Source organism: Methylobacterium sp. E-065 (genome assembly GCF_022829605.1).
GTDB lineage: Bacteria > Pseudomonadota > Alphaproteobacteria > Rhizobiales > Beijerinckiaceae > Methylobacterium.
Genome location: NZ_JAKSYD010000129.1, coordinates 37,828 through 54,184, shown reverse-complemented (window position 1 = coordinate 54,184; position 16,357 = coordinate 37,828). Strand labels below are relative to the sequence as shown.

Genomic DNA, 16,357 nt, shown 5'->3' with positions numbered 1-16,357 from the left:
GAGCTGAGCGCCGCCGGAGAAGCCGTCCTGGCTGTGGTTGGGGACGGTGGAGACGGGGCCGGGTGTGGCGTAGCGGAAGGGCACGCCGAAGCTGGTGCCGCTGGATCGTCTGGAGGCGTCGAAGGCGGAGCCGGCGTTGATACCGGAGTAGGCGCCCGACCAGGTGAACACCGGCACGGGGGTGAACACGGGCGGCGGGGCGGTGCGACGCGGCAGGTCGGCGGCCGAGGCGGCGGCCGTCAGGGCGGTGAAGGCGGCGAGCGAGGCGAGAAGCTTGGTCATCACGTCAGGTCCAACATTCAATCTGGAGCTATGACTACCGGACGGTGAGCCAAATGGCTGTAGTTTTACGGACACACCGCTGCCTGACGAGTGCTTGTGTCGTAGTAAACCGCCTCTTAACGCGCCTTCGACCGCCGTAATACTTCGCGGTCTACATGCACGAGCGCGACAACATGCCAGAGGCGCTTTGGTTGCGGGCCGTCAGGATGTTGCCATTCAGCTGTGGCCGCCATGCAACAGGGTCGAAGACCGCTTCGCTGCAAAACCGGTCGCGTTCCGCTTCCCCGGCATCGGCATGCCGACCCGGCCCGAGCACCGCTTCCTCGACCCGCCCGACTGGGCGCAGCGCTCGGCCGTGATCCGGTTCAAGCATAGGGTCCAGCCACTCGGCGTCGCCGACCCTGTCAATGGAACATCGGTAGCCCCGCGCCGAGGAGGCCAAGGCCGGATACGATCAAGGAGCCTGCCAAACCTTCGAGGACGCCACGGGCGATCGGCCGCCGCATCGCTTCGATGGCCAACACGATACCGCTGCAGAAGGCGAACAGGCTCAGTCCGAACAGCATCGTGGCTCTCCCAGATATCGCCGGTCAGGCGCCGTTGTCGGTGGTGATGTCGTCCGATCTCATGGCGTCGTCCGGGGCGCCGGCTGGAGAAGCCCCCAGCAGGACGCGTGTGACGATCGCCATGGCGGCGCGCACACGGGGGATTGCAGCGGCGTGGATCACACCACAGCCAAGCGCGGAGGTGCGGACCTGTGCGGCCGGTGCGATCAAGCTAGTGGCCATTCCGAGACCCGCGCCCTTTCGACGATGGCGATTGGAGCCGTGACCCGCTTTGATACCGAAGCGGATTCTGACGTGCGTCACCCAAACGAGGGATCGTCCACGCTTTCCGGTGCCGGTCACGCCGCGCGTGGCTTGCCGTTGCGGACTCGCGCGAACTTGGCCAGTGCCGCCTCTGTCGGCATCGTCCCGGTGCGTCAGGTCGAGGGCGAAAGCGGCACGCCGCGGCCGGCGACGCTGACCGTCTTGCAGCAGGCCCTCGAAGCCGCCGGCCCTGCGTTCATCCCTGAGACTGGAGGCGGGCCTGGGATCCGGTTTCGAGATCGGAAGGGATAAAATTCGCGCTTCGTTTGTTAGGACCTCCGCCAATCGCTCCGGTTAAGGACCAAGAATGCGCAGCCTCATCCTCGCCGTCAGCCTCATCGCTGTCGCCGCCCCTGCCTCGGCGCAGTCGCCCAACCGCGGCAATGCTGACCTACAGACCAATTGTGCCGGTGACGCCCTCGCGTTCTGCGCCGGCATCGATCCGAACAGCCGGCAGATGGATACCTGCTTCGAGAAGAATATGAGCAAGATGTCCCCGAACTGCCGTCGCGCCATCGATGCCTACAAGGGCGCCGGCGGGAAGTAGCAACGCTGCCATTCGGTGACAGCTCCAACGCCGCGGAGGGGTCGAACCTCGTCCCCGCAGGCGGAAGGGATAGATCGCCGAGCCAAGCCGTTAGTGCATCGACGAATCCATCAGCCAGGTATCCCATATGCGCAGCAGCATCCTCGCGCTCGGCCTCATCGCCGTAGCGGCTCCCGCCTTCGCGGCGCCTGAGGCGTCTGCCTCGGAGCGCGGCAACAAAGACCTGAAAACCTATTGCTCCGGCGATGCGGTCACCTTCTGCAGCGGCAATGATCCGGACAGTCCGGAGATGGATGCCTGCTTCAAGAAGAATATGGACAAGATTTCGGAGAACTGCCGGCGCGCGATCACCGCCTACAAGGCCGGTGGGGGCAAGTAAGACCTCCGCCCGACCTAGGGCCGTTCCCGATCGCGTTGGAGTCGTGAACAGCGCTAAGTCTTTGTTATGGGGCGCGCTCTTGCGCCGGACCGGTATCCAAATCGTCGGAGAGCGCTTGAGGGACAACGACAGCGCAGATCGGCCGTGCATTCGTGAACGGGATCGGTCTGTCGCTGCTGCGTGTTCAACCCTTGCCGCATCTGCAGCGGTGCGGAGTATGCCGTGTACAATCCCTTCTTCTCATCGCTGATGCTCGCAATCGAGGCTCAGCGCGTCGTCGAGCTGCGCTTGGTTCGTCTGGCCTGGGGCGGCAGCGAGGGACTGGCCGAGGCGCAGTCCATGGTGATCGAGAAGGTTCACGCGGCCGGCGAGGCTGTGACGACGTTGATGTTCGGCGGCTCACCCGAGACGGTCATCGCCCGCTACCGCGAGCATGTGGCGGCCAACACGAAGCGCTTGTTGGCCGTCTGAGCACAGCCCCCAGAGCGCGCTTCGCAGGGCGCTGGAGACACCCCAGCGAAGCTCGCAACGGCACCCACTGGAGCGCTCGCCGCCGAAGTGGAAACCGGTTCGGCGCAACAGGGCGCGTCACATCAAGAACTGAGAGCCGCGCGCGATCGCAACGCGGTCGGGCACGGCTCGAGAGAGCCTTCGTCGGCGGCAACGATCTGTTAACCATAAGCGCCCAGGGAACTGTCAGCGATCGGCTGGGGCTGAGCGCCGGACGAGCAGCACCGGACCCGCGGTGCGGCCGCGTCGGCGTCGTCGCAACAAGCCCGCACCTGGAACACCAGGGCGGGCTTTTCTCATCGGATTGCGTGGCGGGGTGCCAGCCAAGGAGAGCCGCATCTTCGCGCGCTATCGCCGCAAGGCTGCGATCCACGCGGCATGGGGCGGACTGCCTGGCGGGGGACGCGCTCCGCATCCTGGGCAGCTCAATTTGACCGCGATCGACCGAAGCGTCCGCTATTCCAAATCAGGTAACCGAGGCCAACCGCTACCCCGGCGAGCGTGGCGACGAGGGTGACCTCGCTCGACATGATCCCGGTCGCGCGGCCCCGCCTGCGGCTCCGAAGGGCGTTCGTCTTCGCGCGCACGAACGCCCGTGTGGCGGCAGCGACCTCCTCGGGGGAGAAGAGTGCCTGAGCTGCTGGGATCAGTTCGTGAACGTGCCGGTGCAGGTGTTGGTCCACGAGGAAGGTCGCATCCTCGAAGGTATCGAGCCAGCCGGCCGAGCCCTTTGTGCGGTCCTGGGCGAGCCGTTGGAGGTGGCGCCTGAACTCTGCGTGGCCGTGGTGCAGTTCTTCGATCAGCGCCCGTGTCCGGCTCTCGCGGCTGAGGGGAGCATAGAGGCTTGCATCAACGGCGATCGCATGCAGCTTCAATTCGTCCATGAGATCGGCCAGCATCTGCTCCCGGCCGCCGACGGCACGGGGGTCGTTGAGCGCAAGCGGGATATCGCGGATCAGCCCCCCGATGTTTTTGTGATCGCGCTCGATGAGCTGCCAGAGTGTCACGCGCTTCTCCCTTGTCTGTGTCATATCGACGGCTGTAAGAGTCTGAATAGGTTGGAAGGGGCTATGATTTCATTGTGGTCAGTTCCTGCAGGCGAAGATCGATTGCGCGGACGAGCTCTTCGGCAGCTCTAGCAAGGGTAGCATTGCGCGAGATCGCAAGTGCGGCTTGCTGCAGCGTGCGAAACTCTTGAAGGCGCGCGACTGGATCGCCCCCTTTGGCGATCGCCGACTGTACGAGGCCTTGGACCAACTCTTGCGCCAAGTGCGCGTCAGGGCCCGGTGCGACCCAGCCCGACGACGGCGGAAGGGCCGTGTTCATGCCCGGTTCGGATGTCGAGCGGATCAGCCTTCGCCACTTCGGATAATTTCGGCCACCCACGCGCTCGATCAGGCCTTCACCCTCCAGGACGTCGCAGGCCAGTTTGACGACCTCAGCCCGCCGCCGCGCCGTGATGCTGGCCCGCTCGGCAAGCTGCAGAGTGCTGATCGGCTCGTCGGTCAGAGCGATCAGGATGCGGGCGCGAATCGAGAGATGTCGGCTTGCAGTCACACGAACTCAATTTGCCACGAAAGCGACCGTTCACTGTTCAACGTCGCTGGTCCCGCACCGGTTTAGCGGTCCGACTATTGAGGGATCCGTCGAAAGTCCGCGCCAACCCATGTTGGGCAACCGCGCTTCCGGCCGCATCGTCACCGTACCGGCCGTGTCGGAGCGCGGCGGCATGGCCGCCGAATTTGCTCCGACCATGCGCCCCGACGCCGCCGTGTCGCGCAGCGCCCTTGAAGACCCGTCTCCGCACGCCTCGCCCTGCCGGTATCATCCCGACCCGGATCGGTTTTGATCGTGGCCCAGGTCTCGTGGCCAGACGGCCCGCAACACCGGCGCCGAAACAGGCATCTCACCGACATCATCCACAAGCCAGCGGACGTGCCCCCATTGGAACCGAAAACGATTCGTTAATTTAACCTACGTGTAAATTGCGGTGGAGCGTCCGGGTGAGCTTTACGGTTGTGGGTCCCAGGGACGATCACGAACTGGAGGACGCTGTACGTCGCGGTGTCGCTGACGGGTTGGCCCGGATGCTCGGCGTGCCGAAGCACCCGGTCGGCGTTCAGGCGTTCCTCGACAAGAATGCCCACGAATCCGATGAAGGTAGCGAGGGTCGGAGCGAACCAACGCGCCACCTCTCAAAGGCCGCAGCCGAAGTCTGAACCGCTCATCCCTGGACCGGGAAGCCCATGATTGTGGCGGTCTTCGCCATCGTGCGGCGCAGGCCCGGACTGATCGCTGCGTCGGCCAAGAGCTTCTTGGCCTGCTGGTGCATCTCGATCGCTTTGGCCAGGCATGCTTCCTCTACAGCCTGTGACGCTCGTCCAGGCGCCACACCCGGATCAGGTTTCTCGACGAGCGTTCCAAAACACGAACTGATCCTGGACGATGTCGCGGATCTCGCGCCGGTAGGCGGTCCGGTAGAAATACTGACCGGTCGGCAGGTATGGGACGTGAGTCATCGCCGCTACCTGTAGGTCGCGGGCGATTGCCTGCCGAGCAGTGTTGTCAGGTGCCTCAATCCAGGCCTCGCGCAGGGTCTCGATCTCCGGGATGTCTGGCCAGCCGAAGAAACCCCTCTGGCCGCCGCAACGCAGGACTTGCTCGGCGACCGGGTTGGTCATGTCGAGGCCGGTCCAGGTGGTGTTGAAGATGCTCCAGCCGCCCTGGTCCGGCGCGGCCTTGCTGGCGCGGCGGCTCACCACGCTGCCCCAGTCGGTGACGACGTATTGTACGTTCATCCCGAGCCGCCTCAGCAGGTCGTTCATGACTTCACCGAGCGCGCCGAGCACCGGATTGTCGCTCGCCGCCATCAGCACGACGCGCTCGCCCTTGTAGCCGGCGGCGATCAGGTCTCGCTTGGCGCGCTCCAAATCCCGCTTGCGCGTGAGCACGTCGAGGCCAGACTCGTTGGCCATAGGCGTGTCCGGGGTAAAGATCCCGACGCCGGTGCGCCAAAGCTTCCGATCGTCGCCACCCGCCGCGGCCATGAAGTCCTCCTGCGACAGGGCTTCGAGCACGACCCGCCGGACCGCCGGCTTATCGAAGGGCGGGTGAAGGTGGTTCATCACCGCGGTGCCGAGATTGCCCAGGCGGCCAGCGAGCTGCGTGACGATCTGCGGATTGCTCTGGAGGCTCGGCAACAGGTCGTTGATCGGGTTCTCCCACCAGTCGACTTCGCCGTTCTGGAGCGCGGCGGAGGCGGTCCCGGGATCGGGCATGATCTGCCACTCGACCCGCTCGAAATGGACGCGCTTCGGTCCGGCCGCCCACGAGACGTCACCGCTCGCGCGGGGTCGATAGTCAGGATTACGGTCGTAGACGACCCGGGCGCCGACCAGCCGCTCCTTGGTGTTGAAGCGGAACGGGCCGGAGCCGATCACCTCCGGGATTTGCTGCGCCGGGTCGATGCTGGCGAGGCGCTCGGGCATGATCATCAGCGCGGGCGGGCCGAGCTTGGCAAGGGTGTCCAGCATCAGCCCGTAGGGCCGCTTCAGGCGGATCATGAAACTGCGGTCGTCCAGCTCGCGCATGGTGTCCGTTCGAGCCATCAGCGCTTGGCCAAGGCTGTCGCGCTGGGCCCAGCGCCTGATCGACGCGATGCAGTCGCGGCCGCGCACGGCCTCGCCGTCGTGGAACCTCAGCCCCTCCCGGAGGCGGAAGGTCCAGATCAAACCGTCAGCCTCGACGTTATGGCCCTCGACCATCTGAGGCTGCGGCCTCAACTGCGCGTCGAGGCCGTAGAGCTGGTCGAAGACCATGAGCGCGTGATGGCGGGTGATGTAGGCGGTGGTCGTCACCGGATCGACGATGGTCAGGTCGGATTGCGGGACGAAGCGCAGTACGCTGGCGCGGCTACCCTGAGCGATCGCCGGGCGCGCCGGCAGGAAAGGCACGGCGCTGGCCGCCGCCGCACCGCCGAGGAAGGTTCGTCGCAGCATGGTTTCGAACTCCGGACGTCGCGTGCGAGGAGGGCGCCGGATCGAACTGCAAGACACGTTCCCGGTCCGCGCAGACGCAGTCCATGCCCTTCCTCATCCGCGTCGAGCGCAGGCCTCCGCAGGCTGCTGGCCGGGCGGCCGTATCATCGCCGCTCGCCCGGCTTCGTGCGCATCCCGACCGCGCCCGCAACTGGTCGCAAAACGCCGGGCCTCTTTGGCTATCAGAGCGCTGCGTAGCCCGATCGTGACGTGGCGGGGCCGCCCGGCTGACCGATACGGCACGAGGTAGCTGCGCCGCCCGGAGGTGAAGACGCGCAGGCCAAAGCCCGGGATCTCATCGCACCACAGGAAATAGAAGCGACCCTGGGGTTCGGCCGCCTCCACGGTGCGCTTCGTGATATTCGTCCTGGCTGCCATCCGGCATTGCTGAAGCAAGATGACCCGAAACAAAGCTTGGTCTTGAGGGCTTGGTTCGCGCGCTCAGGCGGTTGGCTAAGGCCTTTGGCCGTCGGCTCGATGCCGGGCTGCCAGTTTCTCGAGACGCTCGATGATGACGTCATGCAATCGGCTTGCAAGATCGTTCATCTTATCGATCACAGTATTGAGTTCGTTCAAATTGATTTCACGCTTGCTGAACACGCTGCTCGACGATGGGTTGGGCGATTCAAGGAAGATCCGCCCCGTTTCGTGGGTCCACCAGATCCCCTGCACGTATTCGCTGCGGCTTTCGCTGATGGCCGCGAAATCATCGATGATGAAATCCCAAGTCACGCCCCGGCCCTGGTTGACCTGCGCCTCTTCCAACAAGGAGCGCATGACATTGATGCGGGCCTGCTGATCGGTGATGCTATAGAAGATCTGCCGCACAGGCGCGTCATAGCCGCCGATAAGCTCGGACATGACCTCGCTCATGCTGCGCTCGAGCAGCGGGAAAAACGTGACGATCCGGCCGATCGCCAGGACGAAATCGTCGTTCGCGAGCCCCGATTCGAAGCGCCCGTCCGGCGTGTGGCCGACCTGCTTCGGCAGCCGGCCGAACCGCGTGGGGAGCTTGCTGCGGGGTGTGTTCATCGGCGGGAGACTAGAGCCGGGCCCGATCGCGTTGCAATCGGTCACGGCTCTAGGGTGTCGATGACCCGCGAAGGATGAAGCCCTTGGCCCGGTCGGTCCGGGGCGCGGTGAAGACGTCGTGCGGGGTCGCGACCTCCCGGATGCAGCCCCCCTCCATGAACACGATCGTGTCGGCTACGTCGCGGGCGAAGCTCATCGCGTGGGTCACCATCACCATGGTCAGTCCCTCCCGCGCGAGGCCCCGGATGACGCCGAGCACCTCCCCGACCATCTCGGGCTCGAGGGCGCTGGTCGGTTCGTCGAACAGGATGACCCGCGGCCGCATCGCGAGGGCGCGGCTGATCGCGACGCGCTGCTTCTGGCCGCCGGACAACGTGTGCGGGTACAGGTCGGCCTTCTCGGCCAGGCCCACCCGCGCCAGGATGCGCCGGCCCTCCGCCTCGGACGTCCCAGGACGTGGACGGGCGCCGCGGTCACGTTGCCGAGCACCGTCAGGTGCGGCCACAGGGCGAAGTGCTGGAACACCATGCGATGCGGGTTCGCGCCGCGGCCAGCGCGCGGCTCAGTCCTTACGCGGGTTCGATGCGGGAGCCGGTGCGGTGCCACGACGGGCGATCAGGTCGATCTCCACCAGGGCGTCGTAGGCGAGACCTGTCGTGCCCACGCAGGTTCGCGCCGGCAGCCGATCGGGCGGGAAGAAGGACTTGTAGGTCTCGTTGAACGTCGCGTAGTCCCGCTTGAACTCCGTCAGGAAGGCCCGGGCGACGACGACGTCCGCGAGGCCGAGGCCGAGGCCGGCCAGGACCGTCTCGAGATTGGCCATCACGTTGCGGGTCTGCGCGTCGATCCCGTCGGGCAGGATGCCGGGGCTGGCCGGCGTATCGGGCATCTGTCCCGTCACGAACACGAAGCCGTCGGCCTCGACCGCGTGGCTGAAGGGGGCGACCGGCCGTGGCCCGCCCGGGATCATGTGAAACACCGTCGCCGAGGCCGATGGGGGCTGCTGCACCGCGATCTCCGTTCCGCGGGCCTCGCCCGCACCCTGTCGTTGGCCCCGCGCCTAAGCAGGTTTCGCAGAAGTGGCCGCCGGTTTTACGATGAAAACCTGCGACCGGCCAAGGATCTAAGCGGAGGATGCGTCGGCGTGCCGACCCAACTCTGCTCAGGCCACATCGTCATGGTCTTGCTAGGCGGTCTTGTCCCGATTGGCGCGCCGCCGCCGCCGCGTCGCGCGCGCTAACCTCTGGCCGGAGCAGCCTCCTCCCATTCACGATCCTGCTTCGCGAGCAGCGCGGCGCGATGGGCCGCGGTTGCCTGCGGCTCCGTCGGCGGTGCGTCCATGGCCGCCTGTGCGGACCGGGACGCATCCGTCCTGTCCCCGCCCAGGACGCGGGCGAGCGTCGTGACGATGCGATCCACATCGCGGGACGTCACGGCGCCCGTCGCGAGAAGGGCGAGGCGTGAACGGCCGGCCATCTCCGCGCAGGACCCTCCGGCAAAGCCCAGCGCCGCGATGGCGTCGGCATCCAGAGGCAGATGTTCGACCGGCATGTCGGCCAATCGTCCGAGCCTGCGCGCGCCCGTGGCCCCGGGCGCATGCACCGCGCGGGCGCCCGGCAGCCACCGCGCGATCGCGTTGAGGAGGAACGTCCGGACGCGTTCGAGGCGGATCGGGCCGAACTTCCGGATGCTGGCGATCGCATCCGGGGACGTCTGAGCCAGATGGCCGAGATCCCGGTACCCGGCCTTGCGCAGGCGCGCCCGCAGGGAGGCCGTCAGGAAACCACGGCCGAAGCCCGACGCCGTGAGATGCTCAATCACGTCCGTGGGCAGGTCGTCGAACAGCGGGAGCCGACCGCTGATCTCGTCGAACAGGCTGTCGGACGTGACGGTGCGGGGGGATCGGCCGGGCATCGCCGCCGATAGGGCGATTTCCGGATTCCCGCAACGGTCAGCCGGCGCAGGCCTTCGCGCTGTCGGCTCGGCCCGCCATCCGACCCGCGACGAACGCGCGAGGCCGGCCGAAAGCCGCCGGTCCGCTTCGGAGCCGGTGCGCCGAGGGCCATCACCGGGACACCGGATCGGTCTCGCGGCGCGGGACCAGAGGTCATCCGGCCGTCATACCATCCGCCTAGGGCACGCCCCACGCCGGCGCGACCGGCCTGCCGCAGGCTCCGATGTTCACGCATAACTGCCTGGATCCGCACGATCCCTTCGCGGAGCGCGAGGTGCTGGTCGCGTTCACCATCGACGCGTCCGGCATCCGTCTCCTCGCCGCCAAGGATGCGGAGGGCCACGACATCCTGCCCGATCTGGTCGACGCCCAGCGCGACGACCTGCGGTGCGAACTCGCGGCGCAGCATTGGTGCCTGGGTGTGGACGGCGCGACTGCGGGCAGGCTCAATCGTCCGGCCCAGGCGGGTCCTGGCCGATAGGCCGGGATGCGGTCCGGAGGGCGGCGCCGACGCTGAGCTTGTCCCAGAGGGTGGCGATCCCGTCCGGGGACGAGCCGCGCAGCGAGCCTTCAAGCGCGCCCTGGAGCGAAACCCGGGAGGCGTTCGCGCCGGCTTTCCGCGCGCCCGGGTTGCACGGCGGGACCGGGCTCGACCGGGATGGGCGGCCCCGCGTCCTGGACCGAAGCAACCCGTTTCCCGCAGCCGTGTTGCGTCAGCCAAAGGGTTTGAGTCCCGCATGGCCCGTCGCATCCTGATCACCGGCGCGAGCATCGCCGGCAACACCGCCGCGTGGTGGCTCGGCCGGCACGGCTTCGACGTCACCGTGGTCGAGCGTGCCGCCGCGTTCCGGGACGGGGGGCAGAACGTCGATGTCCGCGGCGTCGGGCGCGAGGCGCTGCGCCACATGGGCCTGGAGCGGGCCGCCCTCGAGGCCGGGACCGGCGAGGAGGGCACCGCCTGGGTCGATGGGCGCGGCCGCGCCGTCGCACGGTTCGGCCTCGACCGGGCCACGGGCGACGGCCCGACCGCCGAGATGGAGATCCTGCGCGGCGACCTCGCGCGCCTCCTCTACGCGCCGGCCCGGGAGCGGGCGCTGTATCGCTTCGGCGACCACTTGGTGCGCCTCGACGAGGAGGGCGACGGCGTGCGCGTCGGCTTCGCCAGCGGCGCCGTCGCGCGCTACGACGCGGTGATCGTCGCCGAGGGGGTGGGCTCGGCCACCCGCGAACGGGTCTTCCCGGGGGAGAACGTGCCGCGGTGGATGGGCCTGACCATCGCGTATTTCACGATTCCGAGGACGCCCGACGACGACCGGGACTGGCGCTGGTTCAACGCCACGGGCGGACGCGGCATCTCGCTGAGGCCGGACCGGCACGGCACCACCCGCGCGATGCTGATGCTGCGCCAGCCGCCGGGCGGGGAGCAGGATTGGGACGCCGCCCGGCAGAAGGCCTACCTGCGCGACCGGTTCGCGGATGCCGGATGGCAGGCCAAGCGCGTCCTCGCCGGCCTGGAGACGACGGACGACTTCTACGTCGACGTCCTGCGGCAGGTGCGGATGAAGCGCTGGTCGTCCGGGCGCGTCGTACTGACCGGCGATGCCGCGTGGTGCGCGACGCCGCTCGCCGGCATCGGCACGACGCTGGCGGTCACCGGCGCCACGGTTCTGGCCGGCGCGCTGGCGCGGACGGACGACGTCGCGGCTGCCTTCGCGGACTACGAGCACGCCCTGCGTCCGTTCGTCGAGAAGGGGCAGGGCGTCCCGAAGATCGCACCGAAGCTGATGAACCCGCGCACCCGGCTCGGCATCGGCCTGCTGCACGGCGCGCTGAGGCTCGCGAGCCAGCCCGCTTTGCGTCGGCTGGGCGCCAAGCTCTCCGGCGGGCGCACCGGGGAGCCCGATCTGGCCCGGTACACGACCGCCGTCACACAGCCCCCGCCGAACCGACCCTGATCGCGTTTCCCCCTCCCCCACGGCCCAACGCTGTTCACATCCGGGTTTTCTGCGCGGCGGGTCGATCCCCGTGTGTATCCGGTCGTCTGCCCGGGAGGTGGGCGCGGCGCTCGCGATCATCCGATCCGGAACGGAGCGGTTGCTGGCGCTGGTCGGCCTGCCGCCGCGGCCGGACGGCGCCCGCCCGGTCATGCCCTGGCCGATCCCGGGGCGCGGGGCGCATAACGGCATCCCGTCCGATCGATGGTCCGACCGAGGCATCCATGACCGACGCATCCCTGCACGAGACCTACGCCACCCTGACGACCGAACGGCCCCACGCCGACGTGCTCCTCGTGACCCTGGCCCGGCCCGGGGCCGCGAACGCCATGAACACCCAGATGGGCCGCGACCTGTTCACGCTGTTCGACGGGCTCATCGCCGAGCCCGGCCGGTGTCGCGCGATCGTGCTGACCGGGGCCGGTGAGACGGCCTTCTGCGCCGGCGGCGACCTCAAGGAGCGCAACGGCATGACCGACGCGGCCTGGCAGGACCAGCACCGCGTGTTCGAGCGCGGCATCCGCGCCCTCGTCGAGTGCCCGATCCCGGTCATCGCGGCGGTGAACGGGGCGGCCTATGGCGGCGGCTGCGAGATCGCGCTCGCCTGCGACTTCATCTACGCGGCCCGGCACGCCCGGTTCGCGCTGCCGGAGGTGACGCTCGGCATCATGCCGGGGGTGGGCGGCACGCAGACCCTGCCGCGCGCGGTGGGGGAGCGGCGGGCCAAGGAACTCCTCCTGTCCGGCCGCCCCTGGTCGGCCCAGGAGGCGGCGGCCTGGGGCATGGTCAACCGGGTCTGCGACGGCGGGCGGCTCCGCGCCGAGGCCCTCGACACGGCCGCCACCATCGCGGCGAACGCGCCGATCGCCATCCGCCAGGCCAAGCATGCCCTGCACCATGGCCTGTCCCTGGCGCTCGCCGACGGCATGCTGTTCGAGATCGAAGCCTACAACCGCATGGTCCCGACCGAAGACCGGCGGGAGGGCATCCGCGCCTTCAACGAGAAGAGAAAGCCGGTCTTCACCGGCCGCTGAGCGCCTGTTCGACCGGGCTCACCACATCGTGTGGTGGTCCGTCCCGACCCCCGCCCGCGCAGTGCGCCGGGAGCCTAATCCTCTCCCCGGCCCGCCGCAGCCGCGCCGGCGGCGGATCGGAACCCCCGATCTGTGTGCGAAATGTCGCATTCATCCGGCAGTCAGGACGATAGTGTTGATATTGGCTGACGCTGCCGGAAACACTTTGTTACGTCAGCGCTGCCTTCGAGTTTGCGCCAATGATCGACAGAGCGTGGCATAGTCCAATATCGAGATTGTTTCGCCGGGTCCGGAACTGGTACGAGAGTTTGCCCGTGCAGGCCGCTTTCTCGTTCCGGACGTGTTTTCTGCTTGTCTGGACCATGATTATCACTGCGGTCACGTACAGCCTGGTTGACCTGATGCCGTCATGATGCTGCGGCGCAATATTGTGAAAGCTTGCTAAGCTTTAACAGATCGGTCTACGTAAGCGCACCGTATCGGCAATCCGGTGGCCGCATGCTCTACATTCTGGTCGCGGCTTTGGGCGTTGCCGTCGCCCGTCAGTTCTCTTGGTTCGGCGTCTTCGCCATCAGCACGATCCTGGCGGTCGCCATGGGCGTCGAAGGCGCGCTCCACGATCGGACCCTGGCGAAGGTGCTGCATCGCGACTGGGAGGTGATCGTCACCTTCCAGGCCGCCTATGTCGCCCACATCGTCTGGGACGTGTACGGCCCGCGCGTGATGGCCCGGCTCGGCCGCTAACGGGCCCCCTCCTCCCGCACGATCCCGCCCCCGTTCAGGCGCGTCCGACCAGCTGCAGGCTGCTCCGCTGGGGCGCGGGGGCCTGCGCGGCGGCGATGCGGGTCTGGTTGCGGCCGCCCTCCTTGGCCGCGTAGAGGGCTTCGTCGGCCCGGCGATACAGGTCCGGCAGGTCCGCGCCGCCCCCCGGCCCCGCCCAGGCGAGCCCGATGCTGACCGTCACGGACCCCGCCCCGATCCCCGCGGACGGAACCGTCAGCGCGGCGACCTCGGCATGGACCTTGTCGGCGATGCGCGCGGCGCCCGCGCCGTCGGTCTCCGGCAGCAGGAAGGCGAATTCCTCGCCGCCGATGCGGCTGACGAGATCCTCCGGCCGGTGCACGCTCGCGGCGAGGCGGCGGGCGAGCGCCTTCAGGATCGCGTCCCCCACCGGGTGCCCGTAGCGGTCGTTGTAGCGCTTGAAGTGATCCGCATCGACGATCAGCAGCGACAGCGGCCGGCCGTCGCGGCGGGCGGTCTCGATCGCCTGGGCGAACCGGTCCTCGAACCAGCGGCGGTTCGGCAGGCCGGTCAGGGCGTCGGTGCGCGACAGGGCGGCCAGCTCCTCCTGCATCGCCTCCCGGCGGCGCAGCTCGCGCCCGAACAGCAGCGAGAGCACGACCGTGAGGCCGCACAGGACCAGCGTGATGCCGCCGATGGTGACGGCCTTCGTGAGCCACGCCGCCTCCACGTCCCGGGTCGACAGGGCGACGTTCAGGATCAGCGGAAGCGTCCCGATCGGCGCGAAGGTGTAGAACCGCTCGACCCCGTCGCGCGCGGAGGTGCCGACGAAGCTGCCCTGGCGGTCGCGCACGAAGCGCCGGAAGGTCGGGGCCTGCGCGATGTTCGCCCCGATGTCGGCCTCCCTGAACGGGTAGCGCATGATGCGGGTGCCGTCCGCGCCGTACAGGTTGATCGCGCCGCCGGGGCCGAGGTCGATCTCGCGGAACAGGTGCTCGAAGTAGGACAGCTTCACGGTGCCCAGGACCACGCCGCCGAAACGCCCGTCGGGCCGGTTGATGCGCCGGCTGAACGGCAGCATCCGCTCGCCGGTCAGGCGCGAGACGATCGGGCGGCCGACCTGGAGGCCCAGCCCGTCATGCGCCTGATGGTTCTTGAAGTATTCGCGGTCCGCGTAGTTGCCCGCCCGCGGCGGCACCGCCCCGATGTCGTCGGTGACGTTGCCCTGCGCGTCGATCACCAGCATCACGCCCAGGTCGCGGGCGGTCGCGGCGCGGTCGAACAGGATGAGCTGGCGCATCTGGGGATCGGCCTGCGCGAGGCCGGGCGCCGCGAGGTTCTCCACGGTCGCCTGGAGCGAGAGGTCGTAGAGCTCGGCGTTGCGCGCGATGTCGCGCTCCAGGACCTGGAGGAGGTTCCGGGAGGTCTGCTCGGTCCGGTCCCAGGCGTCCCGGCGCAGGTCGGCCAGCATCAGCCCGGTGACCGCGACCATGCCGACCGGGGCCAGCACGCCCAGCGTGCTCCACGTCCGGGCCGACCGAAGCCACGCATGGAGGTGGCCCAACCGAACCATCTGTAAATCCACGCCAACGTGTCGATTAAGACCAGTAGATCAGAACATATGACTGAATCGTTACCTGAACCCCGCGGGTTTCGGCAGATCTGACCTGAAACGCGGCACCGCGGCATGGACCCGCGGCGCGTGTTCGGCGGTGCCGGGCGCCCGATCGGCAAGTATCCACAACGAATCCGTGGGGGCGCAATTCTGTACCGATACCCGGATGTTCTGCGAGGGACTATATGGCTCAGGCTTGGAGCGCGAGACCGACATGTCGGACGAGGACGCCTTTGCCCAGGAGATCGCGGCGCTCCTGATCGCCGACATCAAGACGTCGGGCGCGCGCAGCCGGGCCGAGCTGGAGGAGGCCTGCCGGACCTCGCTCCGGAGCCTCCTGGGCGAGGCCGAGGTGCCGCCGCAGATCGCCGTGCTGATGCCGATCGGCCTGGAGCGCTGGCCGCGGGTGGTGGTGAAGGGGCGGCGCCTGCCGGACGTCTGAGCACCCTGTCCTGGTTTCGAAAGGGTCGAGCCCTGTCGCGGGTCCAGGGCGGAGCCCTGGTGCCGGACTGCGTCCGGTGCCGGACCTTGTCCCGCGCTGGGCTCAGCGCCCGATCACGCCCGTCCCGGCGCCGGGGGGAAGCGCGTTCGGGCCGGTGTTCGGGGCCGGCGTCGCGGCCTGGTTCCGCTGGATGTCCATGCGCAGCATGTCGGACTGGGTGGTCTGCTCCTGCCGCAGGCCGCGCAGCTGGCTGCTCGACTCCATGGACTGGTTGGCGGCGTTGGGATTGGTCTGCTGGACCTGGGCCAGGGCGGGGGTGGCGAGGGCGGCCGACAGGCCGAGGCCGGCGAGGATGAGGCTGCGCATGATCGGGCTTCCGTGTGGAGGTCTCTCCCCCGTTTGACCGATCGGGGGCCCGCCAAGTTCCGGGATGCCGCCGTGGGGTGACGCGATAGCCCATGCGCCGGGCGGATGGTTAGCCGATCCCTCCCCGGCCTCCGGCGTCTTTACGCGTTGTTAACGGCTCCCGGAGGAGTCTGCCGACGACGAGGGGGAGTGTCCCGGGATGCGTGTTCTCACGGAGGCGGACGAGCAAGCGGTCGAGCGCCTGACGCTCCAGCTGCTCAACGATGCCTATTGCGACCTCGCGGCCGTGCTCCGCGGCGCGCAGCCCCAGGCCGCCGCCGCGATCCTCGGCGTGATGGAGCAGCGGGTGACCGACGTGCTCAGCCGGATCTGCCAGCAGGGCCTGGAGGGTCCGGCCTCGGTGGCGATCGCGATCGCGGTCGGCGAGCGGATCGGCGCGATCATGGATCAGGCCCACGGCCGCGACACGCAATCCGCCCTGGCGGCCTGACGCTTATACCACGTTGCGATGATCCCGACCCAGGGTCGGGATCATCGCGCCCGGCGGACGACCGC

General features: G+C 68.3%; 23 protein-coding genes and 1 pseudogene. 11 read left to right on the top strand and 13 right to left on the bottom strand.

Annotated features, from left to right (window positions below; genetic code table 11):
* From MKK84_RS18665 to MKK84_RS18655, 3 genes and pseudogenes are all read right to left on the bottom strand, one after another.
* Positions 1-282, bottom strand: a pseudogene (locus MKK84_RS18665) (porin family protein); the annotation flags it as partial.
* 404 nt (positions 283-686) lie between these two features.
* Positions 687-848 carry a hypothetical protein gene (locus tag MKK84_RS18660; RefSeq protein ID WP_243922328.1) on the bottom strand — a complete coding sequence of 54 codons (162 nt, stop codon included), beginning with the start codon at positions 846-848 and terminating at the stop codon, positions 687-689.
* Positions 849-872: 24 nt separating this feature from the next.
* Complete coding sequence (locus MKK84_RS18655) at positions 873-1,058, bottom strand: hypothetical protein (RefSeq protein ID WP_243922326.1); 186 nt, start codon at positions 1,056-1,058, stop codon at positions 873-875.
* A gap of 400 nt (positions 1,059-1,458) precedes the next feature.
* On the opposite strand from MKK84_RS18655, the gene MKK84_RS18650 reads away from it, so the two are divergent.
* The 3 genes from MKK84_RS18650 (at position 1,459) to MKK84_RS18640 (ending at position 2,548) form a co-directional block, all read left to right on the top strand.
* The gene (locus MKK84_RS18650; protein WP_243922324.1) at positions 1,459-1,698 is read left to right on the top strand and encodes a 3',5'-cyclic-nucleotide phosphodiesterase; all 240 of its coding nucleotides are present in this window, start codon (positions 1,459-1,461) and stop codon (positions 1,696-1,698) included.
* Positions 1,699-1,825: 127 nt separating this feature from the next.
* Positions 1,826-2,077, top strand: a complete 252-nt coding sequence (locus MKK84_RS18645; RefSeq protein ID WP_243922322.1) for a 3',5'-cyclic-nucleotide phosphodiesterase — start codon at positions 1,826-1,828, stop codon at positions 2,075-2,077.
* 222 nt (positions 2,078-2,299) lie between these two features.
* Positions 2,300-2,548: a hypothetical protein gene (locus MKK84_RS18640; protein WP_243922319.1), complete on the top strand. Its 249-nt coding sequence runs from the start codon at positions 2,300-2,302 to the stop codon at positions 2,546-2,548.
* A 464-nt stretch (positions 2,549-3,012) separates the two neighbouring features.
* Here the strand turns inward: MKK84_RS18640 and MKK84_RS18635 are convergent, their stop codons facing one another.
* Positions 3,013-3,618 (bottom strand): hemerythrin domain-containing protein, encoded by a 606-nt coding sequence (locus MKK84_RS18635; RefSeq protein ID WP_243922317.1) that lies wholly within the window; start codon positions 3,616-3,618, stop codon positions 3,013-3,015.
* Positions 3,619-3,655: 37 nt separating this feature from the next.
* A complete protein-coding gene (locus MKK84_RS18630) occupies positions 3,656-4,144 on the bottom strand; it encodes a hypothetical protein (protein WP_243922314.1) in 489 nt (162 codons plus the stop codon).
* 109 nt (positions 4,145-4,253) lie between these two features.
* On the opposite strand from MKK84_RS18630, the gene MKK84_RS18625 reads away from it, so the two are divergent.
* Positions 4,254-4,436: a hypothetical protein gene (locus tag MKK84_RS18625; protein ID WP_243922312.1), complete on the top strand. Its 183-nt coding sequence runs from the start codon at positions 4,254-4,256 to the stop codon at positions 4,434-4,436.
* 154 nt (positions 4,437-4,590) lie between these two features.
* Positions 4,591-4,806 carry a hypothetical protein gene (locus MKK84_RS18620; protein WP_243922311.1) on the top strand — a complete coding sequence of 72 codons (216 nt, stop codon included), beginning with the start codon at positions 4,591-4,593 and terminating at the stop codon, positions 4,804-4,806.
* 180 nt (positions 4,807-4,986) lie between these two features.
* Here the strand turns inward: MKK84_RS18620 and MKK84_RS18615 are convergent, their stop codons facing one another.
* The 6 genes from MKK84_RS18615 to MKK84_RS18590 form a co-directional block, all read right to left on the bottom strand.
* Positions 4,987-6,585 (bottom strand): ABC transporter substrate-binding protein, encoded by a 1,599-nt coding sequence (locus MKK84_RS18615; protein ID WP_243922309.1) that lies wholly within the window; start codon positions 6,583-6,585, stop codon positions 4,987-4,989.
* A 93-nt stretch (positions 6,586-6,678) separates the two neighbouring features.
* Complete coding sequence (locus tag MKK84_RS35500; protein ID WP_279599601.1) at positions 6,679-7,002, bottom strand: Arm DNA-binding domain-containing protein; 324 nt, start codon at positions 7,000-7,002, stop codon at positions 6,679-6,681.
* Between the two features lie 75 nt (positions 7,003-7,077).
* Complete coding sequence (locus MKK84_RS18605) at positions 7,078-7,701, bottom strand: hypothetical protein (protein WP_243922308.1); 624 nt, start codon at positions 7,699-7,701, stop codon at positions 7,078-7,080.
* A gap of 4 nt (positions 7,702-7,705) precedes the next feature.
* Entirely contained in the window at positions 7,706-8,161 is a 456-nt protein-coding gene (locus MKK84_RS18600) for an amino acid ABC transporter ATP-binding protein (protein WP_409566525.1), read from the bottom strand.
* A 57-nt stretch (positions 8,162-8,218) separates the two neighbouring features.
* Complete coding sequence (locus tag MKK84_RS18595) at positions 8,219-8,626, bottom strand: RidA family protein (RefSeq protein ID WP_243922333.1); 408 nt, start codon at positions 8,624-8,626, stop codon at positions 8,219-8,221.
* Positions 8,627-8,892: 266 nt separating this feature from the next.
* A complete protein-coding gene (locus tag MKK84_RS18590; RefSeq protein WP_243922306.1) occupies positions 8,893-9,570 on the bottom strand; it encodes a hypothetical protein in 678 nt (225 codons plus the stop codon).
* Positions 9,571-9,833: 263 nt separating this feature from the next.
* Between MKK84_RS18590 and MKK84_RS18585 the strand changes: the two genes are divergently transcribed.
* From MKK84_RS18585 to MKK84_RS18570, 4 genes are all read left to right on the top strand, one after another.
* Entirely contained in the window at positions 9,834-10,091 is a 258-nt protein-coding gene (locus tag MKK84_RS18585) for a hypothetical protein (RefSeq protein ID WP_243922304.1), read from the top strand.
* Between the two features lie 256 nt (positions 10,092-10,347).
* Positions 10,348-11,565 carry an FAD-dependent monooxygenase gene (locus MKK84_RS18580; RefSeq protein ID WP_243922302.1) on the top strand — a complete coding sequence of 406 codons (1,218 nt, stop codon included), beginning with the start codon at positions 10,348-10,350 and terminating at the stop codon, positions 11,563-11,565.
* Positions 11,566-11,828: 263 nt separating this feature from the next.
* Complete coding sequence (locus MKK84_RS18575; protein WP_243922300.1) at positions 11,829-12,638, top strand: enoyl-CoA hydratase/isomerase family protein; 810 nt, start codon at positions 11,829-11,831, stop codon at positions 12,636-12,638.
* 498 nt (positions 12,639-13,136) lie between these two features.
* Positions 13,137-13,382: a hypothetical protein gene (locus tag MKK84_RS18570; RefSeq protein WP_243922298.1), complete on the top strand. Its 246-nt coding sequence runs from the start codon at positions 13,137-13,139 to the stop codon at positions 13,380-13,382.
* A gap of 34 nt (positions 13,383-13,416) precedes the next feature.
* On the opposite strand, the gene MKK84_RS18565 is transcribed toward MKK84_RS18570, so the two are convergent.
* Positions 13,417-14,952 carry a sensor domain-containing diguanylate cyclase gene (locus tag MKK84_RS18565; RefSeq protein ID WP_243922296.1) on the bottom strand — a complete coding sequence of 512 codons (1,536 nt, stop codon included), beginning with the start codon at positions 14,950-14,952 and terminating at the stop codon, positions 13,417-13,419.
* A 256-nt stretch (positions 14,953-15,208) separates the two neighbouring features.
* Between MKK84_RS18565 and MKK84_RS18560 the strand changes: the two genes are divergently transcribed.
* The gene (locus MKK84_RS18560; protein ID WP_243922293.1) at positions 15,209-15,436 is read left to right on the top strand and encodes a hypothetical protein; all 228 of its coding nucleotides are present in this window, start codon (positions 15,209-15,211) and stop codon (positions 15,434-15,436) included.
* A gap of 102 nt (positions 15,437-15,538) precedes the next feature.
* On the opposite strand, the gene MKK84_RS18555 is transcribed toward MKK84_RS18560, so the two are convergent.
* Positions 15,539-15,802, bottom strand: coding sequence for a hypothetical protein (locus MKK84_RS18555; protein ID WP_243922291.1), 264 nt, complete (start codon positions 15,800-15,802; stop codon positions 15,539-15,541).
* 199 nt (positions 15,803-16,001) lie between these two features.
* Between MKK84_RS18555 and MKK84_RS18550 the strand changes: the two genes are divergently transcribed.
* On the top strand, positions 16,002-16,292 hold the full coding sequence (locus tag MKK84_RS18550; protein ID WP_243922289.1) for a hypothetical protein: 291 nt from the start codon (positions 16,002-16,004) through the stop codon (positions 16,290-16,292).
* Positions 16,293-16,357: the final 65 nt, after the last annotated feature.